The organism is Propionicicella superfundia DSM 22317 (genome assembly GCF_000423465.1).
GTDB lineage: Bacteria > Actinomycetota > Actinomycetes > Propionibacteriales > Propionibacteriaceae > Propionicicella > Propionicicella superfundia.
The window spans coordinates 932,388-957,154 of the sequence record NZ_KE384020.1; the positions used below are offsets into that span (position 1 = coordinate 932,388).

Annotated in this window: 25 protein-coding genes, 1 tRNA gene, 1 other RNA gene and 1 pseudogene; 13 read left to right on the plus strand and 15 right to left on the minus strand. The window is 66.9% G+C overall.

The annotated features are described in order from the left end of the window. Position 1 precedes the first annotated feature (1 nt). Positions 2–1,291, plus strand: a complete 1,290-nt coding sequence (locus G555_RS0109425; protein WP_028708690.1) for a DUF58 domain-containing protein — start codon at positions 2–4, stop codon at positions 1,289–1,291. A 35-nt stretch (positions 1,292–1,326) separates the two neighbouring features. On the opposite strand, the gene G555_RS0109430 is transcribed toward G555_RS0109425, so the two are convergent. The 4 genes from G555_RS0109430 to G555_RS19015 form a co-directional block, all read right to left on the minus strand. Beyond that, positions 1,327–1,884, minus strand: a complete 558-nt coding sequence (locus G555_RS0109430; protein WP_028708691.1) for a YqgE/AlgH family protein — start codon at positions 1,882–1,884, stop codon at positions 1,327–1,329. Between the two features lie 114 nt (positions 1,885–1,998). Continuing rightward, the gene (locus G555_RS0109435) at positions 1,999–4,281 is read right to left on the minus strand and encodes a hypothetical protein (protein WP_028708692.1); all 2,283 of its coding nucleotides are present in this window, start codon (positions 4,279–4,281) and stop codon (positions 1,999–2,001) included. A 13-nt stretch (positions 4,282–4,294) separates the two neighbouring features. Continuing rightward, positions 4,295–4,969, minus strand: a complete 675-nt coding sequence (locus tag G555_RS0109440) for an ABC transporter ATP-binding protein (protein ID WP_028708693.1) — start codon at positions 4,967–4,969, stop codon at positions 4,295–4,297. A gap of 277 nt (positions 4,970–5,246) precedes the next feature. Next, on the minus strand, positions 5,247–5,768 hold the full coding sequence (locus tag G555_RS19015) for a hypothetical protein (RefSeq protein WP_051208633.1): 522 nt from the start codon (positions 5,766–5,768) through the stop codon (positions 5,247–5,249). Positions 5,769–5,888: 120 nt separating this feature from the next. Here G555_RS19015 and G555_RS0109450 point away from each other — a divergent pair, with 120 nt between their 5' ends. From G555_RS0109450 to G555_RS0109465, 5 genes and pseudogenes are all read left to right on the plus strand, one after another. Continuing rightward, a complete protein-coding gene (locus tag G555_RS0109450) occupies positions 5,889–6,122 on the plus strand; it encodes a ribbon-helix-helix domain-containing protein (protein ID WP_028708694.1) in 234 nt (77 codons plus the stop codon). A gap of 1 nt (position 6,123) precedes the next feature. After that, positions 6,124–6,441: a type II toxin-antitoxin system PemK/MazF family toxin gene (locus tag G555_RS0109455; RefSeq protein ID WP_028708695.1), complete on the plus strand. Its 318-nt coding sequence runs from the start codon at positions 6,124–6,126 to the stop codon at positions 6,439–6,441. Positions 6,442–6,973: 532 nt separating this feature from the next. Beyond that, positions 6,974–7,379 (plus strand): annotated as a pseudogene (locus tag G555_RS21820) (NADH-quinone oxidoreductase subunit B); the annotation flags it as partial. Between the two features lie 220 nt (positions 7,380–7,599). Further along, positions 7,600–8,133, plus strand: a complete 534-nt coding sequence (locus G555_RS21220) for a TetR/AcrR family transcriptional regulator (protein WP_169337889.1) — start codon at positions 7,600–7,602, stop codon at positions 8,131–8,133. Continuing rightward, the gene (locus G555_RS0109465) at positions 8,130–9,365 is read left to right on the plus strand and encodes a glycosyltransferase (RefSeq protein ID WP_028708697.1); all 1,236 of its coding nucleotides are present in this window, start codon (positions 8,130–8,132) and stop codon (positions 9,363–9,365) included. The genes G555_RS21220 and G555_RS0109465 overlap by 4 nt, the downstream gene beginning before the upstream one ends. A 236-nt stretch (positions 9,366–9,601) precedes the next feature. Here G555_RS0109465 and G555_RS19025 read toward each other — a convergent pair whose 3' ends face one another. After that, positions 9,602–10,243, minus strand: a complete 642-nt coding sequence (locus G555_RS19025) for an MFS transporter (protein WP_084635011.1) — start codon at positions 10,241–10,243, stop codon at positions 9,602–9,604. Next, complete coding sequence (locus G555_RS19030; RefSeq protein ID WP_051208635.1) at positions 10,240–10,881, minus strand: TetR-like C-terminal domain-containing protein; 642 nt, start codon at positions 10,879–10,881, stop codon at positions 10,240–10,242. Before G555_RS19030 ends, G555_RS19025 begins: the two co-directional genes overlap by 4 nt. Positions 10,882–10,954: 73 nt before the next feature. Here G555_RS19030 and G555_RS22615 point away from each other — a divergent pair, with 73 nt between their 5' ends. The 4 genes from G555_RS22615 (at position 10,955) to G555_RS0109495 (ending at position 14,580) form a co-directional block, all read left to right on the plus strand. Beyond that, positions 10,955–11,530 (plus strand): hypothetical protein, encoded by a 576-nt coding sequence (locus G555_RS22615; protein ID WP_028708698.1) that lies wholly within the window; start codon positions 10,955–10,957, stop codon positions 11,528–11,530. A 65-nt stretch (positions 11,531–11,595) separates the two neighbouring features. Next, positions 11,596–12,843 carry a 7-cyano-7-deazaguanine synthase gene (locus G555_RS21830; RefSeq protein ID WP_169337890.1) on the plus strand — a complete coding sequence of 416 codons (1,248 nt, stop codon included), beginning with the start codon at positions 11,596–11,598 and terminating at the stop codon, positions 12,841–12,843. Positions 12,844–12,855: 12 nt separating this feature from the next. After that, on the plus strand, positions 12,856–14,034 hold the full coding sequence (locus G555_RS19035; RefSeq protein ID WP_156887492.1) for an ImmA/IrrE family metallo-endopeptidase: 1,179 nt from the start codon (positions 12,856–12,858) through the stop codon (positions 14,032–14,034). 3 nt (positions 14,035–14,037) lie between these two features. After that, positions 14,038–14,580, plus strand: a complete 543-nt coding sequence (locus G555_RS0109495; RefSeq protein ID WP_028708700.1) for a PIN domain-containing protein — start codon at positions 14,038–14,040, stop codon at positions 14,578–14,580. Positions 14,581–14,862: 282 nt separating this feature from the next. Here the strand turns inward: G555_RS0109495 and G555_RS0109500 are convergent. The 8 genes from G555_RS0109500 to prfB form a co-directional block, all read right to left on the minus strand. Then, positions 14,863–16,043, minus strand: a protein-coding gene (locus G555_RS0109500; RefSeq protein ID WP_156887493.1) for an IS3 family transposase whose coding sequence is annotated in 2 segments (ribosomal slippage) — positions 14,863–15,756 and positions 15,759–16,043 — 1,179 coding nt in all. Because the reading frame shifts where the segments join, the coding sequence is not laid out codon by codon here. Between the two features lie 302 nt (positions 16,044–16,345). Beyond that, positions 16,346–16,713: a transfer-messenger RNA gene (ssrA, locus tag G555_RS21840) on the minus strand. Between the two features lie 45 nt (positions 16,714–16,758). After that, positions 16,759–17,271 (minus strand): DUF4870 domain-containing protein, encoded by a 513-nt coding sequence (locus G555_RS21225; RefSeq protein ID WP_051208637.1) that lies wholly within the window; start codon positions 17,269–17,271, stop codon positions 16,759–16,761. Positions 17,272–17,353: 82 nt separating this feature from the next. Then, positions 17,354–17,827, minus strand: coding sequence for an SsrA-binding protein SmpB (gene smpB, locus G555_RS0109520; protein ID WP_028708704.1), 474 nt, complete (start codon positions 17,825–17,827; stop codon positions 17,354–17,356). Between the two features lie 77 nt (positions 17,828–17,904). Further along, on the minus strand, positions 17,905–19,254 hold the full coding sequence (locus tag G555_RS0109525) for a M23 family metallopeptidase (protein ID WP_028708705.1): 1,350 nt from the start codon (positions 19,252–19,254) through the stop codon (positions 17,905–17,907). A 72-nt stretch (positions 19,255–19,326) separates the two neighbouring features. Further along, a complete protein-coding gene (gene ftsX, locus G555_RS0109530; RefSeq protein ID WP_211223211.1) occupies positions 19,327–20,229 on the minus strand; it encodes a permease-like cell division protein FtsX in 903 nt (300 codons plus the stop codon). Between the two features lie 25 nt (positions 20,230–20,254). Further along, entirely contained in the window at positions 20,255–20,938 is a 684-nt protein-coding gene (gene ftsE / locus G555_RS0109535; RefSeq protein ID WP_028708707.1) for a cell division ATP-binding protein FtsE, read from the minus strand. A gap of 123 nt (positions 20,939–21,061) precedes the next feature. Beyond that, positions 21,062–22,171: a peptide chain release factor 2 gene (gene prfB / locus G555_RS0109540; protein ID WP_028708708.1), complete on the minus strand. Its 1,110-nt coding sequence runs from the start codon at positions 22,169–22,171 to the stop codon at positions 21,062–21,064. A 172-nt stretch (positions 22,172–22,343) separates the two neighbouring features. On the opposite strand from prfB, the gene G555_RS0109545 reads away from it, so the two are divergent. From G555_RS0109545 to G555_RS19045, 3 genes are all read left to right on the plus strand, one after another. Then, positions 22,344–23,042, plus strand: a complete 699-nt coding sequence (locus G555_RS0109545; RefSeq protein ID WP_028708709.1) for a glutamine amidotransferase — start codon at positions 22,344–22,346, stop codon at positions 23,040–23,042. Between the two features lie 316 nt (positions 23,043–23,358). Further along, positions 23,359–23,559, plus strand: a complete 201-nt coding sequence (locus G555_RS0109550; RefSeq protein WP_036921731.1) for a CsbD family protein — start codon at positions 23,359–23,361, stop codon at positions 23,557–23,559. Positions 23,560–23,665: 106 nt separating this feature from the next. Then, the gene (locus G555_RS19045) at positions 23,666–24,409 is read left to right on the plus strand and encodes a Pr6Pr family membrane protein (RefSeq protein WP_051208638.1); all 744 of its coding nucleotides are present in this window, start codon (positions 23,666–23,668) and stop codon (positions 24,407–24,409) included. A gap of 253 nt (positions 24,410–24,662) precedes the next feature. Here the strand turns inward: G555_RS19045 and G555_RS0109560 are convergent. Beyond that, a tRNA-Val gene (locus G555_RS0109560) sits at positions 24,663–24,736 on the minus strand. Positions 24,737–24,767 lie beyond the last annotated feature (31 nt).

Here is a 24,767-nt window from a genome sequence, read left to right on the forward strand (position 1 = left end):
GATGGTCCTGACCTGGCGCGCGGCCGCTCTCGCCGGGCTCGTGGTGGCCGCAGCCGCCGTGACGGGCTCCGGCTGGGCGCTGCTGGGGTTCGTGCCGGTGGCCCTGCTGATCGCGGCCGACGTGTGGCTGTGCGCATCGCCCCGCCGCACCGAGATCGTCCGTGGCGGGGACACCTCGATCCGGCTCGGCGAGTCGGCCGACGTCTGGGTGCTCGTGCGCAACACCGGCAGGCGTCGTCTGCGCGCCACCGTCCGCGACGCGTGGACCCCCTCGGCCGGTGCCCGCGGCGGCGTCGGCACGATCGATGTGCCGCGCGGGCAGCGGCGCCGGCACGAGACCGTGCTGCACCCCACCCGGCGGGGGGACCGGGCGGCGGGTCCGGTGGTCCTGCGCTGTCTCGGCCCGATGGGCATCGCCGGACGGCAGCGCAACCTCACCGCGCCGTGGCAGGTGCGGGTGCTTGCGCCTTTCGCCAGCCGCAAGCATCTGCCCAGCCGGATCGCCCGGCTGCGCGAGCTCGACGGCCGGTCGACCATTCTGCAGCGCGGTCAGGGGACGGAGTTCGACTCTCTGCGCGAGTACGTCCCGGGTGACGACGTCCGTTCGATCGACTGGCGCGGCACGGCCCGGTCGTCGACGGTCGTGGTCAAGACCTGGCGACCGGAGCGGGACCGCCACGTCCTCATCGTGATCGATTCCGGCCGGACGTCGGCGGGGCGAGTCGGTGACCAGCCACGGCTGGACCACGAGCTGGACGCGGCCCTGCTGCTGGGCGCGCTGGCGGGCAAGGCGGGCGACAGGGTGGACCTGCTCGTCGTCGACCGCTCGGTGCGCGCCAGCGTGGTGCGGGTCGCAGCAAGCGAGTTCCTGTCCCGGGCGGTCAACGCCACCGCCAATGTGGAGGCGACGCTGGCCGAGTCCGACTATCGGGCGCTCGTCACCGAGTCGCTCGCGCGTGTGTCGCAGCGGTCGCTCGTCGTCATCCTCACGGGGCTGGACCGTGCGTCCATCGAGGAGGGTCTTCTCCCGGCCGCCGCTCCCCTGCTGCGCAAGCACAAGGTCATCGTCGCGACGGTGTCCGACCCGCGGCTCGACGAGATGCGGGAGTCGGCCGAGTCCATCGGCGACGTCTTCGCGGCGGCAGCGGCCGAGGCCGACGAGAGTCGCCGCCGGACGACGGCGGCCGAACTGCGCCGCCACGGCGTATCGGTCGTCTCCGCGCCGCCCGAACGTTTCGCACCCGAGCTCGCCGATCGGTACCTTGCGCTCAAGAAGTCCGGCCGGCTCTGACGCCCGGCCGACGTTCTGCGGCCGCGGGCGGCGGGTCAGTTCTGTTCGGGATCGTCCGGCCAGGTGGCGTACACGGCGACATCGCCGAGCTGGCGGTGCAGCACGCGCCGCCACAGTGTCTCGGGGTCGGGATCGAACGCGTCGGAGTGGTGCGCGGCGGCGACGTACCAACTGCCGCGCAGCAGTTCGGCCTCGAGCTGACCGGGCTCCCAGCCCGCGTATCCCGCGAAGATGCGCAGATCCTTGAACGCACCGTCGACGAGTTCGATCGGCGTGTCGAGATGGAGCAGGCCCACGTCGCCGAACAACGCCCGCCAGCCGGGCGGCTCGTCGCTCTGCTCGGCCGGGGAGGCGAGACAGACGGCGCCGTTGCGGGAGACGGGGCCGCCGTCGAAGAGCACCTGCGGGCGGCTGCACAGGTTCTGCCAGCGCGGCAGCACCTCTTCGAGGTCCACATCGGACACCTTGTTGAGGATGACGCCCAGCGCCCCGGACTCGTCGGCGTCCAGCAGCAGCACGATGCTCCGGTCGAAGATCCCGTCGGAGATGTCCACGGTCGCGATGAGCAGCGAACCGGGCTGCGGACTCTCCACGGTGCCTCCTCACCCGACGTATCGGCGCGTTTCGGTTGGCCAGCCTAGCGACCCGGACCGCTCCACGCAGGAGGCTCGTCCAGCCTGACCCGCTCGGCCAGGCCGCGATCGGCCCTATTCGCGCGCGTCGGGCTCGGCCAGGTTGAGCGGGCCGACCAGCGCGGCTCCCATCAGTGCGGACAGGAGCGTTCCGGCGGCGGCGCAGAGGAGCGCCTGCCCCCACAATGCCGGCAGAAGCTCACCGCCCAGGCCGAGGACGGCGACGAGCGCCTGCCCGCCGAGCCCCGTGACTCCCGCCATCGCGCCGGTCGCCACCGCGACAGCGAACGCCTTGCTGATCGACACGGCCTGTCGCACCCGGCCTGGGGTGAGCCCGACAAGCTGCAGGGCCGTCAACGACCGCACCTGATCCTGGCTCATGCTGTACCCGAGCAGGCACAGGGCAAGCAGGCAGAAGGCGAACCCGGCGATGGTGAACGTCCGCAGCAGGCTCTTCTGCTGCTGCCAGAGCCGGCGCGTCTGGCTGTCCCCCACCACCGTGTCCACCGCCGCCGACGGGGCGACTCCGGCGATCGTCGTCAGAAGACCGTCATAGGTTTCGCCCTCCGGCGGGACGACAAAGGTCAGGTCTGCCGTCTCCACGTCCGATATCCACGCCGCCTGCTCGGGAGGAACGAGCACCGTCATGGAGAACCCGACACCGTCCGACCGGATCACGCGTGTCGGGACGCTCACGACCGCGGTGGCGCCACCGGCCACCTGCACGGTCAGGTCCTCGCCCGGCGTCAGCCCGATGGGCTCGTCGGTCGTCGCGAGGAGGACAGGGCCGTCTTCGCAGTCCAGCGTGACCTGCGCTATCGCCTCGGCCGACGCGCAGGTGCCGACCATGACGGTCGCCCACGAGTCATCACCTGTGCGACCGCTCAGGGCGGCGGGCACGAGAGCATATCCCGGGTACTCCGGTGAGCTCAGCAGGCCCATCAGGGCTCGCTGCTGCCCGGTCTCCAGCCCGCGAGCGACCACGGAGACGGTCGCCGGCCCGCCGCTTCCGGATGACAGGAAGACGATGCTCCCGGTCAGCGCTGTGGACAGACCCGCGATCACGATCATCAGCCCGACGGAGAGCAACGACAAGGCCGTGCCCGGCGGGCGTGTTCGTCCCAGACGAAGGCCGAGCGTCAGTGCCGGAGCACCGAGGTCGCGGCCGGAGAGCCACGCCCCCCAGCGATACGACACCTGGGAAGCCATCGTTGCCGCTGCGGCGGCGAGCAGCAGCCACGCTCCCAGCGTCGCGCACTGCCTCGCCAGCCCGGCGGCCGGACCGGCGACTCTGAGACCGAACCAGGTCCATCCCAGGACTCCCACACATCCAGCCGCGGCCAGCATGACGACAGAGAAGACCCACCGTGGCCACGGGGCACCGCCGCGTCTGGGCACCGGCTCCGCAAGTGTTCTGCCGACGGAGGCCCGCCCCACTGCCCGCCCCGCCGTGGTCAGACCGGCCACGATGAGCGCCAGTACGGGCGGCCATAGCTGGGTGTCGGCGCCGAACCACGACATCCCCAGGAGGCCGGACGCGCCGAGCACCGCTGACAGCGGATGGTAGGCAACGCAACCGGCCGTTGCGCCCACGGCGGCAATGACTGCCAGCTCGCGTCCATGGAGCTTCTGACATTCCTCAACAGGAAGGCCGATGAGTCGCAAGGTGGCTATCCGCCGCATTCTCGTGCCCGAGGACATTCGCGACGCCGCCACCAGGAGCCCGACGATCGGCAGTCCGACCAGAATCACCAACTCGACCAGGGCCAGGGAGCCGTCGCCGGGCACGATGCCCCGGACCGCCTCCTGCGAGACGCCGAACCCCGCGACCGGATCGCCCGTCGCATCGGCGCTGCCGACCCAGGCGAACAGCTCATCGGGCGAGGCCAGCCCGTCCGGTGCGATGACGCCATCGACAATCCCTGGCAGACGCCTCTGCAGCGAGGGGTCCCTGTCTCGTGCTTCGTACAGCCGCGGCGAGAGCAGCATGTGGCCGTCCTGAGGTAGCCCGGAGATGCCGGGCGGGAGATGCACAGCGGCGCCCGTCTGCGCGACTTTCCACACGGAGAGGGGCTGCCCGCGATAGAGGTCGTCGGTCATCCCCAGCACAAGGCCGGTCGCTGTCGGTTCGCCCGCGCGGTCGGCCTGCGACCAGATCGGGTAGCGATCGGCCACTCGCTGTCGCTCGGCCTCGAACACGAGGGGCATCGTCACGGCCAACATGCCGCACATCACTGCCAGGGCCACGCCCGCCACCTGCAACGCGAGTCGCACACGGTCGCGGGCGCCTGCGCCACGCAGGATCCGGAAGGTCAGCCGCCAGAGGCCGCGCGGTGACGTGGAGGCACGTTGTCGCATACAGGTGACCTCTTCAGTTCGGCTCGCTCGCGACGCGCCCGTCAACGAGCGAGATCACGCGGTCACAGTGCTCCGCGACATACGCGTCGTGGGTGACCATGACGAGGGCGCACGCGAACCTTCGTGCCACGGATGCCAGCAGGGCGAGCACAGCGTCCCTCGACGATGTGTCAAGCGAGCCCGTCGGCTCGTCGGCGAACACGACCCGCGGCCGGTGGGCAACCGCTCGCGCCACGGCAGTTCGCTGCCGTTCTCCGCCCGACACGGTGTGAGGGAGCTGGTCGCAACACCCCTGCAGGCCCACTGCCTCGATCAGGGGCTCCACGCGTGCGCGGCGGGCGGAGCGGTCGAAACCCAGGAACTCGAGCGGCAGTTCGATGTTCTCCCGCAGGCTCAGTTCAGGCACGAGGTCGCCGAACTGAAACACGAAGCCGAACTCGCGGAGGCGTAGATCGCTGCGCCGCGAATCGGATAGCCGGGTGATGTCCTCGCCGTCGTACACGACGTGTCCGGAGTCGGGCGACTGGATTCCTGCGAGCACCCTCAGGAGGGTGGTCTTTCCGCACCCTGACGCGCCGCAGATGGCAACGACCTCGGAGGGAGCGATCGTCAACCCCACTCCATCGAGCACGGACCGCTCGCCGAAGGCGACCTCGATTCCCTGCGCCGAGATCGCCTCGTGCCTCATCGGTGCCACCTGCCTCGTCCTGTCTCGTCACGCGCTGACGCGGAGTGTGTCGAACGAAGATCAGGAGGGAGCCTCGCGGTTCACGGGTGATCGACGTGCCGCTGTGACTTCACTGCTTCGGGACGACTGCCAGGCAACCATCTGGAAGGTCACCCGAGACCTCCCACCGGTGGCGGGGTCCCCTCCGTGGGGGATGTTCTGGCGCTGGCACTGCGGGGCACGGGCGCAGACCCGAGAAGGGCTGTTCCGTGGAACGCAGCGCTCGACCGGTCCGTGGCTAGCGGCGCGAGCCGAACTCCTGGTGCCAGTACCGGGCATCGTCGCTGCCGAGCCGGACGATCGCGTCCGCCTGCAGAGCGCCGGGCCAGAACTGCATCAGATAGGAATCGACCACTGCCTCGGCGAACTCGTTCTGCTGACCCGCGTCGCGGCCCTGCGCGCTCACCCGGACCCGATAGGTGCCAGCAGCCAGTCCGAGACTCCCCGAGGACTCGCCGGCCCACGTCGACCAGTGGGGAGCACTGCCGGCGGGCACCGTCGCGGAGACCTCGACGATGTCACCCCAGGCCGGGTCGGGCAGATTCGGTGCGGCGTCCAGCATCTCTATCGTGACCTTCGACCCGCCCGATCGCCCCGCAAGGTGCACGTAGAGCCCACCCGGATCAGCGGCCCCAACCAGCCCGTTGCTCTGGCCGGCGAAGAAGCGGTCCACGTCGCCGTCGAAGCCAACCGCGTCCTCACTCCAGATCAGGTCGAACTGTCCATAGTCGGTGCGGACCACGTCGTCGAACAGGATCACGCCGCCGAGTCTTCCACGAACAATGCGCCCCTCACCGAGTCATCCCGAGCTGCAGCGCTGTCCTCTTCGCGGCATCACAGTGAATCCCGTTTTGGGATGCATGGCTGGTACATTGGCTCCATGACCACTCAGATCGCAGTCCGGCTGCCCGACGAGATGGTGGCCTTCCTCGACCGGGCGGTCGCCCAGGGCAAGGCGGCCAGCCGTGCAGCCCTGGTCAGTTCCGCACTCGAGAGCGAGATGCGGCGCCAAGCCGCAGAGGCCGATGCCGCGATCCTTCGCCGGCAGGGTGCCGCCGACGATCTGGACCCGCTGGTGGACTGGACGGCCGGGCGCCCCGACATCGCCGGCTAGCGTGCGCGAGATCTGCCTGGCCCGGCTGGACACGACCCGCCCCGTCGTGGCGCTCACCCGCGGGGCCGCCCGAGCCGCCATGACCAAGGTCACTGTCGCCCCGATCACGTCGACGATCAAGGGCCTCACCAGCGAAGTCCCTGTCGGGCCGGAGAACGGCCTCGAACAGGCCAGCGTTATCTCCCTGGACAACGTCGTGACCATTCCGGCCACCCTGCTCGGACGAACCGTCGGCGTCCTGACCTCCGAACAGGAGAGGCTCCTCGCCAGGGCCATCGTCCTCGCCTACGACCTCGACATCCCCCTCCTCGACACCTGAAACTGCCGCACCAGGCCCCCGGCACCATCTACACCACACTGCCCAAAGCCACCCCCGACACACCCACACCACAGCAGACCCCCTCACGGAGAAGCGGAGCACTCGGTGTTCGAGCAAGCCGACGCCAGACCGGTACCCGTGGCACTGGTTCGTGCGCGAGACAGCGCACCACCGTGCCGCACGCCACACCCTGACAGCCGCAGCGGCTGTCGGCGACACCATTCGTCCGGGACGACGGCCCGGCATGCCTGCCCACCCGCTCCTGCTTGAGCAACTGAAGGGTCGAGCGGTGGCTGGCGCGCGTCACGCCCACCATAACTAAGTGCATCGTGAGCAGTTTCCGCGGGGCCACGCTTCCCGCGGGAGCCTGGTTCTGCAGTTCCAGGTATGCGCGCACTGCGGCACTGTCTCGTGTCGGCCGACCCATCGGCACGCGCATCTCGGATGGGCTATCATGAATGCGTTCACACTTTGACCCCGACGTGGCCGCCGCTACCTGCGGGCGACCACCCAGGAAGGGGACGCCATGGGTGGCTCTCCACGCTATGACTCTGGACGGTGGGGGCAAGAGGTCTTCCGCGCGTCTCCGCGGCAAGCCGACCTGCTCATCGTGTCTGGCCGCGTCTCGCTCAAGATGGCGCCCGTCGTGCGCCAGTTCTACGATCAGATGCCCGATCCCAGGTGGGTCATCGCCATGGGTGCGTGTGCGAGCACCGGAGGCGTGTTCAACAACTACGCCATCGATCACATCGTTCCTGTAGACATCTACGTACCCGGGGTGTCCACCGAGGCCAAGCACGCTGATCGACGCCGTCTTCAAATTGCCGCGAAAGATCTCCGAAACTCCGACCGGCGTTCGTCTCAAAGCGATCGAAGCCGCCGAGGAGTCCACCGCCCTCGATACTGTCCCGCTGACGAGCGATGCAAGCCATGCCTAGGGCGGGCCGGCTACCGACTATCCGACGTCCAGCAGCCACAATGAACGGACATGACGGGCGTCACGCCGGAGCGGTGCTCGCACGAAGGCCTCGATGTCCAGCTGCCCGGAGCTCTGCGGCCCTGAGGCGCCCCGGGTCTTCGAGGCGAAGGAGGTCGCCAGACATGGGTGTTCGTGCTGAGCAGCAGGCCCGGAGGGACCGTGCGGTGATGTCGGCAGCGATGAAGCTGTTCTGGGCGCACGGCTACACGGCGACGACGATCCCGATGATCGCCGAGAAGGCCGGTGTAGCCGTGGGCACGGTGGCGAAGGTAGGCAGCAAGGACGAACTGTTCCTGCGGGTCTGGGAGGAACGCTCGACCGAGATATCGCTCCACCTGCTCGCCCAAGCCGGAGTGGCGGCGAAGTCGGTGACGGAGCGGGTGTGGTCATACCTATCGTTGATGCTGGAAGCGACGATCCTGATGTCCGACACAATCCGCGACTACCTGGTGGCCTACCTGCGAGCCTCGGACCACGCCGCCAACCTCGAACGGCTCGACACGGTCGTCACGGCGATCCGCAAGCTGCTCCCCGAAGACGATCAGGGCTATGACTCACCGGCGCAAGTGGCCGCCCTCACGCTCTGGATGACCTACTCGTCCTTCGTGTTCAGCCTGGCGGCCAACTCCTGCGACGCCGGCGATGCCCGCCGTCTGTTGAGGTCGATCGTGGAAACCACGTGCGCGCCGTTCGAGAGTCAGGAGCCGCAATGAAAGTCGTGGTCGCGGGGTTCGGCAGCACCGGTGACACGGTGCCGCTGATCGCACTCGCGGTCGGCCTGCGCCGGGCCGGTCATGAGGTGGTTCTGGTAGCCGATCAAGAGGCAGGTATGTCCGCTACGAGGCTGGGGCTGGACTTCCGAAAGCTCGCCGGAAGCGCGCAGACCGTTGTCACAGAGGGCTCGCACGGATGGAGCGAGACGATCGAGTCGGGACGGACGTCGCCCCGGTTGCTCGCCGAACTCGCCCGGTTCAACACCCGGGCATGGATCGAAACGATCACTGACGCCGCGGTGGGCGCCGATGCGATCGTAGCCTCGACCCTGGGCGTCTACGCCGCCGCGTCGGTTGCCCAGGATCAGACGATCCCGCTGGTGTTCGCGCCGCTGCAGCCGACTCTGGCCACCCGGGAGTATCCGCCTCCGGCGTCCGGACTGACCCGAACGCCGCGCTGGCTGAATCGACCACTTGCGACAGTCATCGCCCGCGTCGGCGATCTGGCGTTCAGTCGCGGAGTCGACCAGGCCCGCCGAGACCTCGGCCGACCACGGCTCCGCCTCGCGTGGGACGAAATACCCATCTTGATGGCCTGGTCGCCCACCTTGCTACCAGCAGCCCGCGACTGGGCCCACCCTGACTTCACCGTCACCGGAGCATGGCACCTCCCCACTCCGCCGGAATGGCAGCCGCCAGCGGGGCTGATTGAGTTCTTGGACGCCGGCGATCCGCCCGTATACGTCGGCTTCGGTTCGATGAGCGGGTTCAGCGGTGCGGCCGGCCTCCGTGATCGCATTCTCGGCGGGCTCTCCGGCCACCGTGTGGTGCTAGCGTCCGGATGGGCAGGGCTCACCGACACCGAACTGCCCGGCAATGTCTATCCCGTCGGCTATGTCCCGCACGACTGGCTCTTCCCGCAGTGCAGTGTTGTGGTTCATCACTGCGGCGCAGGCACGAGTCAACAAGCCGCCCGGTCAGGTGTGCCGTCCATCCCAGTGCCGTTCACAGCAGACCAGCCGTTCTGGGCAGCACGTCTTCACAAGCTGGACATCGCGACTTCACCTCTCAATCCGCGCAGGCTCATCAGCAAAGACCTCCAGACGGCGCTGGTACACGCCGCATCCGACTCAACCCAACAGCGGGCGCTTGCGGTCGCGCAACGCATGGCTGCTGAGCCAAACGGGGTCACGACGGCCATAGAGAGCCTCCAGCGCCTTATCGCCCAGTAGGCCCGGTAAGCCCGTTTCCCGAGCTGCCAGCCACAACCCCCAACATGACAAACACCCGAACCCACAATCCGTGGGTCCGGGTGTCCGCGATGTCTCGCGACACACAGGGGTGGAGGTCAAGGGGCACGTGTCGAACTCTGCGCGGCGGGCGATCATTTGTTGCTAGAGGTCCGTCTCCTCGCTCCATAGCACGGTAGTGGGCGGACACGGGACTCGGATGCGATGCGATCCTTCCGTCACTTTATCCGCTCACGTTCCGGCTCGACCCTCGATGGTCTCTTCGACTGTTCGGCACCAGTTGCACCCAACGCGAGCAAACCAAGAGGAACATTGACCCAGAACGCCCAATTCCAGCTAATGTGATCGGTGATCCAGCCACCGACAAGCGGACCGGAAACCGATGCAAGGCCGAAGACAGCCCCCAGCGCTCCCAGGTACTTCGCCCGCTGGCGTACTGGCACGAGGTCGGCGATCACAGCCTGGGTGGGAATCATGAGCCCACCTGCACCCACTCCCTGAAGACCGCGGAAGGCGACGAGTTCCCAGATGTTGCGCGAAAATCCGCACATCAGCGATCCCAGAATGAACACGCCCAGGGCGAAGAGGAGCAGCTTGCGGCGTCCGATCAGGTCGCCGAGCTTGCCGTAGATCGGCATCGCAATGGTAATCGCGAGAATGTAGGCCGTGGTTACCCAGGCCATCTGGCTGAGCCCGTCGAGGTCGCCGACGATGGTCGGCAGCGCCGTCGAGACGATTGTCTGATCCATTGCAGACAAGAGCATCGTCACAATGAGCGCCGAGTAGATCAGAGGAAACCTGGGGGGCAACGCCGACCCACCGCCATCCGGAGATTCGCCAGAGCGAGAGACATGTGTCATGAGTGCACTCCTAGGGCAGGGAGGAGAACACTATCGACATAGCGCTCCAAGTAGTCGTCGGAAGGCGTCTCGCCGGAGACCAGCCGTCTGGTCACAGTCGCGGCCATGAGAAGCTCTGGAAGAAACTCGACCGCTGCCGCCTCCCGTTTGATCTCGCCACGCGCGACCGCGCGACCGATGAGAAGATGGGCCGCCTCGACGGTAGGCTGCCCCAGCGTCGCCTTCATCGCCTCGGCGAGTTCCGGATCCGATCTAGCCGCATGGGCCAAGCCCGAGACCAACGCATCGTCCCCTTGCGACATCGCCGCCAGCCTCCGCGCCCCTTCCGACAGGTCGCCGCGCAGTGTTCCTGTGTCGACCGCGATCAGTGGCGGGGGTTGATGGCGCATCAATGCCTCGACAACCAGACGAGGCTTGCCCCCCCAACGGCGGTAATGAGTCGCGGTGCTCGCTCGAGCCTCAGCAGCGATCCGCTGCATGACCAAACCCTCATATCCGGCGGGCTGGACGATGCTGGAGATCGGTGAGCGGTACAACATCAACCGGCAGACCGTGTCGAAGGCGTTGAGGCGAGCTGGGGTGATGCTAGCCAGGTAAGACTGCGAGCGACGTGGCACCTCAAGCCACAGGGTTGCCACTCGGCGTGTTGACGTTCTTACATCACTATTCGCGCTAGAGACTGATAGCGTGTCACATTGTAAGGAGGTTGCGATGCCGGACAACGATCGGTTCCGTTGGGGCCTATCAGCGCGCTGGATGCGGGTGCATCGGTCCATCAGTGCTGGTGATGGCTCGGACCAGATAGCCGACTTTGTAGTGAAGGCCGTCGCCGCCGACCTACGACGGTCCGGTGGGATTGAGGCAGCAGCCGAGCGCGCGGAGGCCGTCGAGTGGCGACCTGACAGCGTCCGGTGGTCCGACCCCATTCAGGATCAGGACAGTGTGTCGAGTCGGCACCAACTGACGCTTCTCGCTGTAGACCAGCTCACTCGGCAACTGGCCTTGACCTCACCTGTGACTGCGCTGGAAGCGCTCGCCGAAAGGGTTATCTCGAACATGACCGACGATAAGTTTGACCGGATGCTGCCAGACGTCCTTCGACTGGGGAGCCTTACGGCGGCCGAGTTCGCGGATCTGCGAGACGTCGTCCATGGCCATCCCCAGATGGCGCTCCTCCGCGACCAGCTCGTGAAGCATCCCAGTGCAGCCGGGTTACAAGCGCCGCGCCGAACGGTTCGCCCCCCGAAGGTTGCCGATCTGCTCAACACCGATCTGGGTGACCTGTGATGTCGGAGGGCGGGATCGCGTCGTATGTCGTTGGTTACCGGGCTGGCGCTGAGGGTCAGGACCGGATGCTTCGGTGGGCAAGCGATCTCACGGTGGATGGTAGAGGGTTTCGCCAGCACCTCGCCGAGGCGATTCCGGCCGAAGCGTCTGATCTGCTGATCCTTGCCGCATCCGCGTATGCGGTCGACCGGATGGTCCCTCGGCCAGGCTTGCGCCAAACCCGCGATTCGGGCGACTGGCACCGTGACCTCGCCCTTGACGTGCCGGTGTCGGATCCTGATCGCTGGGCAGTACTCGCACCCCAGCTAGAGCGACTCTTGCGATGGCTGACCGATGACAACTGGCATCTCGGCTTCTCTAGGCGTACCACCGGCCAAGGACCGCTCGATCCGTCCCAACAAGCACTGTTCAGCACTGTGCCAACCGGATGTAGGCCGATCCTGTTCTCGGGCGGACTCGATTCGGGGTGTGCGCTTCAGAACGCTTTGGCGGTTGGCGATGCTGTCGCGATCAGTGTCCACACCAACAGCTGGATGCAGAACACCCAGCAGACTGTCGCCAAAGGGTTGGCGAGTCTGTCCTCGAACCATCTGGCTGCCCTGAGCTTTCGGGTCAACCTGCCCGCCGGTGGCGCCGAGACGAGTCAACGGACGCGTGGCATGTTGTTCTTGGCATCCGGGACGATGGCGGCCATCGCCGCAGGTGCCAATGGCTTGGTTGTGGCGGAGAACGGCGTCGGCGCCATCAACCTCCCCTACCTCGCGTCGCAGCGCGGAACTGAGGCGACCAGGGCGATGCACCCCAAGACACTGCATATGTTCAGCGACATCGTGACCACTCTGACGGGCAGCGACTTCACGGTTGAAGCTCCCTACCTAATGAACACCAAAGCGGAACTGATCAGCCTCACCAGCCCAACGGCTGACGACGTGCTTTCTCATACGGTGTCGTGCGACAGCGGCTTCTCGGCGCGGGTGGTTGACCGAGCGCCGTGCGGATGCTGCACGTCGTGCATCCTCAGGCGTCAGTCGTTGGCTGCGGCGGGCCGGCCTGTGATCGATGGACGTCTCCCGTATCGCCGCCAGACGCCGTCCGGTGTTCCGGAGTTTGCGGCGATGGCTTGGCAGGCGCTCCGTCTGCGGCGCTGCCTCTGTCGTGCAGATCCCTGGACTCAGCTGCTACTAGAGTTCCCGGAACTCGTACATCTTGAGGGCCTCCTCGGCACCGACCAGGTGCTGCAGCTCTACGGCAGATACGTCCAGGAGTTCGAAACGTACCTGAAGTCGCTTGGCGTTGAACAACAGTGGATGTGAGTGCGGAACAAGATGACCAACTCTGAGCACACCGGACAACGACTCCGCTCCGCGCGAGAACGCGCCGGCCTGACGCAGGCGGAAGCAGCCGTCGAGCTAGGCGTCAGTCGGCCCCTGCTCATCGCCATCGAGAAGGGCACGCGGGACGCGACGCCGGCCGAACTGGTCAAGCTGGCCGAGTTGTACGGCCGTCCACTGAGCGAGATCCTTCGCCCTTCCGAGCCACCCGCCGCAATCGGCGCGCGGTTCCGAACCGCCCTCGCTACCACCCCTGGAGCCCAGGAGATCGAGCACAGCATCCAGGAGCTCGAGCGCAACGCTGATCACTATCTCGACCTGCTCCGTCGGTCGTCCTCATCGTTGCCAGGGCACTCGCCCGCCGCACGTCCCGTCGATGGGCTGGACACGAACGTCGCCGCCGAGACCCTGGCGTTGGATGAGCGCACGCGGCTTGGTTTGGGCGATGGTCCGATCGACCGGCTGCGGGAGACGCTCGAGATCGAAGTTGGACTCCGTGTCTTCGTCCTGCCACTGCCACGCAACATCTCGGGCTTGTTCGTGTACCTTGACCCGCTGGGTGGGTGTGTCGCCGTCAACGCCAACCACCCGCGAGAGAGGCGACGGTGGACCAAAGCGCACGAGTATGCGCACTTCATCGTCAATCGGAACAAGCCGGAGATCACCGAGATCCCCGGTCGCAAGCGTCTCAGCGAGTCAGAGCGATTCGCCGATGCTTTCGCCGCGAACTTCCTGATGCCGCGGACTGGTCTGATTCGGCGATTCAACGAACTCAAGCGGAGCAAAGCAGAAAGGGTCACGCCAGCATCCCTAGTCCAGCTCGCACACTCCTACGGCGTGTCCGCCCAGGCGATGACGCTTAGGCTCGAAGACCTCAGCATGATCCCGGCCGGGACCTGGGACAAGCTCAAGGACCACGACTTCCAGCCTCGGAAGGCGGCTGAGCAACTCGGCATCCAGCAGCAGCGGGAGTCGATCGAGGCGTTCCCGGTCCACTACCGAAGCCTGGCGGTTCAGCTGTACGCAGATGCGGAAATCAGCGAGAGCCAACTCTCCCAGTATCTTGATACGGACATAGTGGGGGCGCGGCAGGCATACCAAGAACTGACTACCACTTCAGACATCGGCGATGATGGCATGGCTCAGATCTTCGACCTGCGGGGATCGGACTGACTCATGACCGCGGGGATTCCGATCGTTGTGGACGCCTGCGTCTTGATCAATCTAGAGGCTACGGGGCACCTTGATGCCATCGTGCGCATGCTCGACCTCGACATGGTCGTTACGGAACCTGCGCGCGCCGAGGTAGGCAGCCTGCGCGGCGAGGTCGACGGAATCACCCAAACTTTCCCCATACAACTTGAGCACCACATTGGCTCGGGCGCGTTGACAGTGACTGCGCTGAAACCGGAGGAACTGTCGACGTACGTCGAGCTTGCGCTGGAACTCGGAGACGGCGAAGCCTCAAGCATCGCCGTCGCTGCGAACCGGGGTCTGGCCATAGCGACCGACGACCGCAAAGCCCGCCGAGTTAGTTTGGAGCGCGGCCTCGCTGAACCAAAGCGCACTACGAGGATCCTTCGTGACTACTGCAACCGAGCCCGGTGCGAATCTCCCGTCGTGCGAGGACTCCTCCAGGCGATACAGCATCGAGCCAGCTTTGTGCCCCCACGATCGGATCCGGACCACGACTGGTGGAGAACCCACATCGGCGAGTAGCCGCCCCGGAGCGGGCGTACCGCCGAGTAGGCAGGCGTATACCTCAGGGACTCTTGCTCCCCGGTCGGCAGTCGCCAGGGCTCCTCAGTCGCTTCGCTCTTGGGCAACACAACAGGCTGGCCAGCCTCGTCGTCCTGCCTCAAAAAACTCGAAGACGGTCTCGAGCGTTGCCTCGTCGAGGGACGAAGCCTTGCCCTCGGACTCGACGGTGTTCTGTATTCCAGTTCGCTTCACCCACAAGGTCGAAACAGGACTGCTGCACGGATAGGTGACAGGTTGTAGTCACGCCGCCAGTGCGACGGTCGTGTTCATGATGATCTCGAACTCGATGGGGGTCAAACGTCCGAGGCGGGCTTGGCGTCGGCGGCGGTGGTAGGTCCGTTCGATCCAGGTCACGATCGCGATTCGCAGCTGTTCCCGGGTGGTCCAGGAGCGGCGGTCGAGGACGTTCTTCTGCAGCAGCGCGAAGAAGGACTCCATGGCTGCGTTGTCCCCGCTCGACCCGACTCTGCCCATGCTCCCGACCATGTGGTGACGGGTGAGAGCACGACGGAACTTCCGGCTTCGAAATTGAGATCCTCTATCGCTGTGCACCACGCAGCCGGCGACATCGCCGCGCATCCGGACGGCGTTCTCCAGCGCCGCGACGGCCAGGCGCGACTTCATCCTGGAGTCGATCGAGCACCCCACGATCCGGCCGGAGAACACGTCCTTGATCGCGCAGAGATACAACTTGCCTTCCGCGGTCTTGTGCTCGGTGATGTCCGTCAACCACAGATCATTCGGTGCGTCGGCGGCGAACATCTGCCGGGTCCGACCCTTCTCGTCGGCGACGGCGCAGAGATCATCATGGACGGGAGGACCGGGACGGCGGCTCTTGCTCCGCTTGGGTTTCCCGAACGCGCTGAACCAGCCATTGCTCGACGCGATCCGCCACGCGGTCCGGTCCGACATCGCCTCGCCGGCCTCGCGGGCCTCATCGGCCAGCAGCCGATGCCCGAACTCGGGGCCGTCCCGGTGGGCGTCGAACAACGCGTCCGCGCGATACGCCTCCACCACCTCGCTCGGCGTGATGGGGCCCTGCAGCCACCGGTAGTAGGGCTGGCAGGACAGCTTGATCACCGTCACAGGGATCCCTGCTTCGGCGAGCTCCGCCACGAGCGGGTACATCATTTCCCCGGCAGGTTGGCCTGCGACAGATACGCCGCCGCACGCCGCAGGACCTCGTTCTCCTGCTCCAGCAGCCGGTTCCGCTTCTTCAACTCACCGATCTCCGCGGCCTCTGACCGGGACTGGCCGGGCTTGGCGCCCTCGTCGATATCGGCACGGCGGAGCCACTTCTGCAAGGTCATCGGGTGAACACCAAAGTCTCTCACGACCTGCTCGATCGTCACGCCGGGCTCGCGGCTCCTCGCGACACGCACGACGTCGTCACGGAACCCGGACGGGTAAAGCCTGGGCACAGCAACATCCTCCCAAGCCGCCCTCCCGGGCAAGCCAGACCAGATGTCACCTATCCGTTCAGCAGACCCCGGCGACTGCCACGCGCTGTACCTGAGCATCGACGACTCGCTGAGGCGGACCGCCAATCAGGCCTTCTTCGACAAGCTCTACGTCACCACCGACGACCAGATCGACGGCCAGCCCGGCGAGCCCTTCAACGTCCTCTTCAACCCGGACGTGCAACGACTCGCCCTCCGCCCGGAGGCAGAGGACGAGTCGGGAACTCAAACATCGTCCGTCGTGGGTTTGAACGACGAACATTGGGTGGAGGTGGCGGGAATCGAACCCGCGTCCTCGAGAGGCGAACCAGGACTTCTCCGGGCGCAGCCGACTCAGCGTTCTACTCGGCTCTCCCGCTCGCATCGGCACGTCGGGAACGAGTCCAGCCCCAGTTGAGTCCCGCACTGGCCCTGAGACACAGCCAGTACAGCAAGCCTTCTGAATGAGGCCAGGGTCCGGACGGAAGGCACATCCGGTCTGACCCTTCGATCACTGATCAGGCAGCGAGAGCGAAGTCAGTGCGCTTTGCATCGGCACTTATTGGTTTCCAGGGATCGTTAACGAGTTGACCTTGGATCCTCGGCCCGCTTCTCCTGGGACTACCGTCCCAAGTCGAAACCAGTCACCCCCTATTGAGTTGTGCGTCAACCAGTGTAGCGCTGCGGCGCCACCGGTTTATTCCTCCTCCTTGAGGATGCCGCGGACGCCCATCCGGCGCTGCGGGTAGGTCCAGCCCCGCCCCTTGGCGACGACGACGGCGGCGACCAGGCCGAGGACCATGAAGACGGCGCGGACGACGCCGGTCATCCAGTCGAAGTCCATGATCCCGAAGATGATCAGCAGGACCATGCCCAGCAACTGGAAGTTCAGCGCCTTCGCCGCCTCGCGCTTCAGCGGCCGGTCGTGCGCGAACAGCCAGACGAGGAGCGGGCCGATCCACGAGGTGAAGGCGCCGAGGGCATGCGGCATGGCCAGCGTCAGGCGGCTCGGCTCCCCGGTCGGACGCACAGCGGGCAGCCCGGTCGCCGCGGTGAGCTGGGCCACGTCCTCGGACCGCTCGACCTCGCGCATCCGCCGCTCGAACTCCGCATCCCCGATCAGCCCGTTCGCGTAGGCCTGACGCACCTCGGCGGCGGCCGCCGCCTTCTCGTCCCTGGTGACGAACCGATTCTGCGCAGTGAAGTCCATACCCCCAGTCTGCGCCGCCGAACACGCCGCTGACATCGGGAATCGTCCCTGAGCGGCTCCCGGGAAGGACGTCAGGGTCGCGTCAGTGGCGCCGGTTTCGGGATGCCAGAGCGCGAGCCGCCTCCCGCTCGTCGTCGCGACGGCGGATCGTCTCCCGCTTGTCCCATTCCTTCTTGCCGGTGGCGATCGCGAGCTCCACCTTCGCGTAGCCGTCGCTGAAGTACACGGCCAGCGGGACGATGGTCCGGCCGGGGTCGGCGAGCGCCTTCTCGATCTTGGCGATCTCCTGTCGATGCAGCAACAGCTTGCGGTTGCGCCGCGCGGCGTGGTTGGACCACGTGCCGAACTCGTACTCGGGAATGTGGGCGTTGCGCAACCACACCTCCCCGTCGTCGACGGTGGCGAACGCGTCGGCGAGCGAACAGCGGCCGCTGCGCAGCGACTTCACCTCGGTCCCCGTCAGGACCATGCCGGCCTCGTACCGGTCATGCAGGTGGTAGTCGTGGCGGGCCTTCTTGTTCTGCGCCACGAGCTTTCGCCCGGTCTCGCGTGGCATGGACCTCTCCGATCGACGACGTGAGCTTCCAGGCTCTCATACCCGTCCACCGGTTTCCGCCACGCGGCGGCCCGCCGTCACAGGAAACGCATCGGGTTGGCCAGGGAGCCGTTCTCGTAGACCTGGAAGTGCAGGTGGCATCCGGTCGATCGTCCCGTCGTCCCGATGTAGCCGATCGTCTGACCCCGCTGCACGTACTGGCCGACCGACACGATGTACCGGGTCGCGTGGTTGTACGCCGTGCTGAGGTACACACCGTTCACGCTGCCATGGTCGATGATCAGCCGATTGCCGTAGCTGCTCTGGTAGTAGCGGTCGGTGACACGTCCGGAACGGGCCGCCTTGATCGGGGATCCGCAGGACGCCGGGAAGTCGGTTCCGGAATGGAAGGAGACCGCCCCCGAGATCGGGTCGATACGGGTGCCGTAGGGCGAGGAGATGTACGTCACGTTCGTCGGGTACGCGAGCCCCCACGAACTCACCGACGAGGACCCGCTCGACGACGAGGAGGACGAACCGGAGGAGGACGAAGAACCCGACGACGAGGACGACTTGGACGCCGCGCGCGCCGCCGCGGCCGCCTTCGCCGCCTGCGCTGCGGCCGCCTTCTTCGCAGCGGCCAGCTTCGCAGCGTTGATGCGTGCCGTGATGAGCTTGCTGACGCGCGTGTCCTCGGCCTGGAACGCCGCGAGCTGCTCCTGGTAGCTCGCGAGTTCGGACTTGGCCGCCGCCTCGTTGGCGGCGTTCGTCGCGACGAGCGAGTTGACGTTGGCCTGCGTCTTCTCCGCCTCCGCCTCGAGGGCCTCGGTCGCGGTCACCTGCTGCGTCGCGGCCTCCTTGTCGGCGGTCGCCTGCTTCTCGGCCTCGGCCTTGCGCGCCTCGGCGGCCTCCAGTTGGAGCTGCAGCCGCTGCAGGCGGTCCAGCTCGGCGGCCGTGGTGTCGAAGATCGTCGTGTTCCACTGGATGCGGTTGGCGATCTCGGAGGAGTCCTGCCCACTGACGACGATCGACAAGCTGGCCAGGTCGGTCTGCTGCTGATACGCGCTCCGCACCGCCTGCCCGATCACGCCCTCCTGCGCCGCGACCTCTTTCTGGCCCTTCTCGACCTCGGCCGTTGCTGCGGCCAGCTCACTCTCGGCCTTCTCGAGCTGCGCCTTGGCCTCGGCCTCCTTCGTGCGGGCCTCCGCGAGCTGCTGCTGGACGTAGGTCAACTGCGCCTGCGCCTCGGCGAGCTGCTTGCGGGACGTCTCGAGCGCCGCCGACGCCGAGGACACGCTCTGGGTGGCCGAGGAGACCTTCTGCTGCGTCTGCGAGATCTGCCCGCGGACCTTCTTGCGCTGGTCGTCCAGCGAGTCCGCTCGCGCCGTGCCCGGCGCCAGACCGATGGCCAGCGCGAAGCCGAGCACCAGGGCGGCAATCCGCAGCATCGACTTCCAGCGTGCTCGGAAGGGGACGGGGGAAGTCGTCAGCCCTTGCACGATTGGTCTCCAATCGGTCGACTAGACCTTCACGTAACGCCGTGCGGTCAGCAGCGTGGGAATCACCGACAGAGCGACTCCGACCACCGCCATCCATAGCATGGCGACACCAGCATGGGTCCAGTCAACCCAGGGTAAAGACTGGATTGAGACTTGTGCCTTGTCGATGATCACGAACTTCACGACCGCGGCGATGGTCAGACAGGCGAAAACGATGCCGATCACAGCGGCCGCCAGCGACTCCAGGACGAAGGGCAGGAGAATATACCAGTTGCTGGCTCCGACGAGCCGCATGATGCCGATCTCGCGTCTGCGGGAATGCGCCGCCAGCCGAATCGTGTTCGTGATCTGCAATGCGGCCGCGACCAGAAGCAGGCCCGCAATGCCGATCGTTCCCCACCTGAGCAGGTTCAGCCACGTGAACAGCGGGTCGAGATAGGCGCGGAGATCCTGCACCGTCTGGACGCCCTTCATGCTCCGGACCGCGGACACCACGCCCTGGTACTGCTGAGGATCCTTGAGCTTGACCCGGTACGAGTCCTGCATCGTCTCCTCGGTCACCGAATCCAGGATGGGCGAGTTCTTGAACGCCTCACGGAAGTCGGCGTACGCCTCGGCCTTGGATTCATAGGTGACCGACGCCACCTCGGGATTGGACTCCAGCGCCTCCTGGATCGCCGCGCGCTGCGCGTCGGTCGTCCCCTCGCCCGTCGTGCAATTGGTGCCCTGCGCGACCGAGGTGCACAAGAACACCGAGATCTCGATCTTGTCGTACCAGCGGCCCTTCATGAGGTCGACCTGCTGCGTCGCCAGGAGTCCGAACCCGAACAGGGCCAGCGAAACCCACATCGTGACGATGACAGCCAGCGTCATCGAGACGTTGCGGCGGAGTCCCGACCAGGTCTCTCGGAAGATGTGTCGCACGTTTGGTTTCCCTCGTCCTCGTCCGTCAGGCCCCGTAGACGCCCTTGCTCTGATCCCGGACGATCTGCCCGGAATCGAGCTCGATGACCCGTTTGCGCATTTGGTCCACGATCGTCGAATCGTGGGTGGCCATCACGACCGTCGTGTCGCTGCGGTTGATCCGGTCGAGCAGTTTCATGATCCCGACCGATGTCGCGGGATCGAGATTCCCGGTCGGCTCGTCGGCGATGAGGATGGCCGGTCGGTTGACGAACGCCCGCGCGATCGCCACACGCTGCTGCTCACCGCCGGAGAGTTCCTCGGGCAGGCGATCCTCCTTGCCGTCCAGCCCCACGAGTTCGAGCGTCTCGGGAACGGTGCGGCGAATGGCCTGGCTGGACTTGTTGATCACCTGCAGGGCGAACGCGACGTTCTCGTAGACGGTCTTGCCCGGGAGCAGGCGGAAGTCCTGGAAGACCGTTCCGATCTGCCGCCGCAGGCCGGGAATGCGCCACCCGGGAAGCCGCCCGAGGTCTTTCCCCGCAACATAGACATGGCCCTTCGTCGGCCGGTATTCACGAAGGATGAGTCGTATGAAGGTCGACTTGCCCGACCCGGACGGCCCGACGAGGAACACGAACTCGCCCTTGGCGATCTCGATGTCGACATCGCGCAGGGCAGGCCTGCGCTGCCCTTCATACGTTTTCGATACGTCTTCGAACTTGATCACATGACCACCATGAGCCGGCTAGACAACGGGGAAAGAGGTTCCACGGCTGGACTGCATACTACGTGGGCGAGGAAGTCTGCCCGATAGGCGACCCGGCGTGGCGGCAACCTGTGGCAGGCGACGTCACTGTCGTTCGGACTGCTTGCGCCACCGGATGCCGGCATCGATGAAACCGTCCAGATCGCCATCGAAGACCGCCTCGGGATTGCCGACCTCGTGCTCGGTGCGGAGGTCCTTGACCATCTGGTACGGGTGCAGCACATAGGACCGCATCTGCGATCCCCAGGAGTTGCCGCCGTCGCCCTTCAGGCCGCGGAGCTCCGCCTCGCGCTCGGCGCGCGCACGCTCCAGCAGACGCGCCTGCAGGACCTTCATCGCGGCGACCTTGTTCTGCAACTGCGACTTCTCGTTCTGACAGGACACCACGAGCCCCGTGGGCAGATGGGTGATCCGCACCGCCGAGTCGGTGGTGTTGACGCTCTGCCCGCCGGGCCCGGACGACCGGAACACGTCGACCCGGATGTCGGCCTCGGGGATGTCGATGTGATCGGCCTCCTCGGTCACCGGCAGGACCTCGACGCCCGCGAAGGACGTCTGCCGACGCCCCTGGTTGTCGAACGGGGAGATCCGCACCAGCCGGTGCGTCCCCTGCTCCACCGAGAGCGTGCCGTAGGCGAACGGCGCCTTCACGGTGAAGGTCGCCGACTTGATGCCGGCCTCCTCGGCATAGGAGGTGTCGTACACCTCCGCCGGGTAGCCGTGACGCTCGGCCCACCGCAGGTACATGCGCAGCAGCATCGACGCGAAGTCGGCGGCGTCCACTCCCCCGGCCTCGGCGCGGATGGTGATGAACGCGTCCCGGTCGTCGTATTCGCCCGACAGCAGGGTGCGCACTTCCAGCGACTCGATCTGCTCCCGCAGCGACTTCAGCTCCTGCCCGGCCTCGGCGAGAGAATCGGCGTCCTCGGCCTCGACGGCCAGCTCGACCAGAACCTCCAGGTCCTCCAGGCGCCCCCGCAGCGTGGCGAGGCGATCCACCTCGGACTGCAGTGCCGACAGCCGCGTCGTCACCTTCTGGGCGTTGTCGGGGTTGTCCCACAGGTCGGGCGCCGCGACCTCTTCGGAGAGCTTCGCGATCTCCCGCTTCTTCGCCTCGGGGTCGACGACGGCCTCGATCGAGTCGAGGACCTTGGACAGTTCGGCCGCTGCGGCGAGAATCTCTGGAGCACCCACGAGTGGCCAGCTTACCCGTGCGCGGCGTTTCCCTCCGTCGAGTGCCCGGCGCCTCGTCTCACCGCGGGGTTCCTGCGGCCCCCGTGCACGAGAATCGAGGGGTGAGCGCCGCCTTCGTCATCGATGCTCCCGCCGACGCCGGCGGGCGGGTTCCGCGTCCCGGAGCCGGCCGGTGACCTCGCGGGACGCCGTCACGATCCGGCACGTCGCGTTCGAGGATCTCGGCGTGCTCGAACCGCTGCTGGCCCAGCGTGGCTTCCGGGTCACCTACCTGGACGCAGGCATCGACACGCTGAGCCCTGCCGCCGCGGCCGATCTCCTCATCGTGCTCGGCGGCCCGATCGGTGTCTACGACACGGATGCCTACCCGTTCCTCTCCGCCGAGATCGACGCCGTCGCCGCCCGGCTCGCGGACCGGCGGCCGACACTGGGCGTGTGCCTCGGCGCGCAACTGATGGCCCGGGCGCTCAGGGCGGACGTCCGCGCGACGGGACGTCATGAGATCGGCTACGCCCCCATCGACCTCACCGCCGAAGGCGGCCGGTCGGTCCTCGCGCCTGTCGCCGGCGTGCCGGTGCTGCACTGGCACGGGGACGAGTTCGCGATCCCCGACGGGGCGCTGCGGCTCGCCGGGACCTCCGGCTTTCCGAACCAGGCCTTCGCGCTGGGAGACTGGGCGCTCGGTCTGCAGTTCCATCTGGAGGCCGACCCGTCCCGGATCGAGCGGTGGCTCGTCGGGCACGCCCACGAACTCGCCTCCTGCGGGATCGACCCGCGGACGATCCGCGCCGATGCCCGTGAGCACGGAGCGACGCTCGCCGATGCGGCCCGCGAGATCTTCGGCACCTGGCTCGATCGCGCCCTTGCGTGATTCCGTCGGGCCACGTCACCGACGGCTCCGCCTGGACGTCCCTCCCTGCGATGGGAGAGGGACGTCCGGCGTGTTCCCCAGGGGTTCCGAGCACTCCCACGTGCGCTCGGCAGACGTACCGCGACCGGTCCGGCACGCGTTCTCACATAGGAGGACGCATGCGTCGGCGCAGTATGACGCGGGATGTCCCCTTTTTTCTTCCTGTGCCCACACTGTCACCTTCGCGGGTGACGTGAGCGTCCAGACCGACAGCCTTGTCCGAGGCGGACCTGTCGCGTACCGTGGCCGGACCTGACGACCCGGAGGAGGAATCACGATGGGAAAGCTGGAGAACACCGCCGACGACGCGAAGGGCCGCGTGAAGGAAGCTGCCGGCGCGCTGTCGGGCGATGAGCGCCTGAAGGCCGAGGGCAAGCTCGACCAGGCCGCCGCGGCCGTGAAGGACGCGGCCGACCACGTCACGGAGAAGGTCGAAGACGCGATCGACGCAGTGAAGGACAAGCTGTCGGACCGCTGACCTCACCGCGGCAGCGGCCCCGAGTTCGGACTCGGGGCCGCTGCCGTGCCCCCTCGGTTCCACGGACCGGCACCTGACGGTGCAGTCGTCGCTGGGACAATGGAGTGTGACTCCCGGAACCTCATCGGCCGAACCGGCCGCGACCGACCGGCGGCCTGCGCGCGGCTGGACGATCGCGTGGAACCTTGCGCGGATCGCGATGGCCGCGCTGATCGTGGTCGCGACGATCGAGCAGATCCGCCTCGCGGCCGCAGCCGCGGTGGGCGCCGGAGTCAGCGAGTCCACCGCGGTGTTCCGGCTTCTCAGCTTCTTCACCGTGCAGTCCAACATGCTGGCCGCCGCCGTCCTGACCTGGGGAGCAGTCCGCGCGTTCGCCACACGCCACCGGTCGGATACCGCCGTGTTCGCCGTCGCGTTGGCCTGTGTCACGACGTACATGCTGGTAACCGGGCTCGTCTACAACCTCGTGCTGCGCGCCGCCGGCGACGCCGACATCATGCTGGGCTGGTCCAACGACATTCATCACATCATCGCTCCCGCGTTCATGCTCAGCGACCTGCTCATCGCACCAGGACGGCGCCGGCTGCCATGGCGGGCGATCGCCGTGATCGTCGCCTACCCGGTGCTCTGGGTGGCGGTCACGCTCATCCGCGGCCCGCACCTGATCTCACCATCTACCGGAACCACGCCCTGGTACCCATACCCCTTCCTGGACCCCACCACCACGTCGGGCGGCTACGCAGGTGTCGCCGCATGGGTGGCAGGGATCGCCGTCATCATCGCCGCCATCGGCCTCCTTGTCGTCCTCACCGGGCGACTCCGCACCCGGAAAGCACACCCACGATCCTGACCGGGCCGACGAGATGCCCATCGACACCGCCCAACCGGTGAATATGACTGTCCTCTCGGCCGGGAGCCGAACTCCCCGGCGATCAGGTAGTGCGGATCGTTCGCCGCGAAGGTCGGCGTCTCGGTCGAAACGGCTCCCGGTACACGTCCGGGTACAACGCCTGCGCCAGTGGCGTCAGTCACGACGCGCCCCGTCAGCTACGCGCAGCCGTCACATCCCTTGTCACACGCGCGTTCCACGCTGAATCCCTGGGTGGGCACAGACGGACTTGAACCGCCGACCCCCTGCTTGTAAGGCAGGTGCTCTGACCAACTGAGCTATGCGCCCCGGCGGCTCATCGTACATGCGAATACCACGC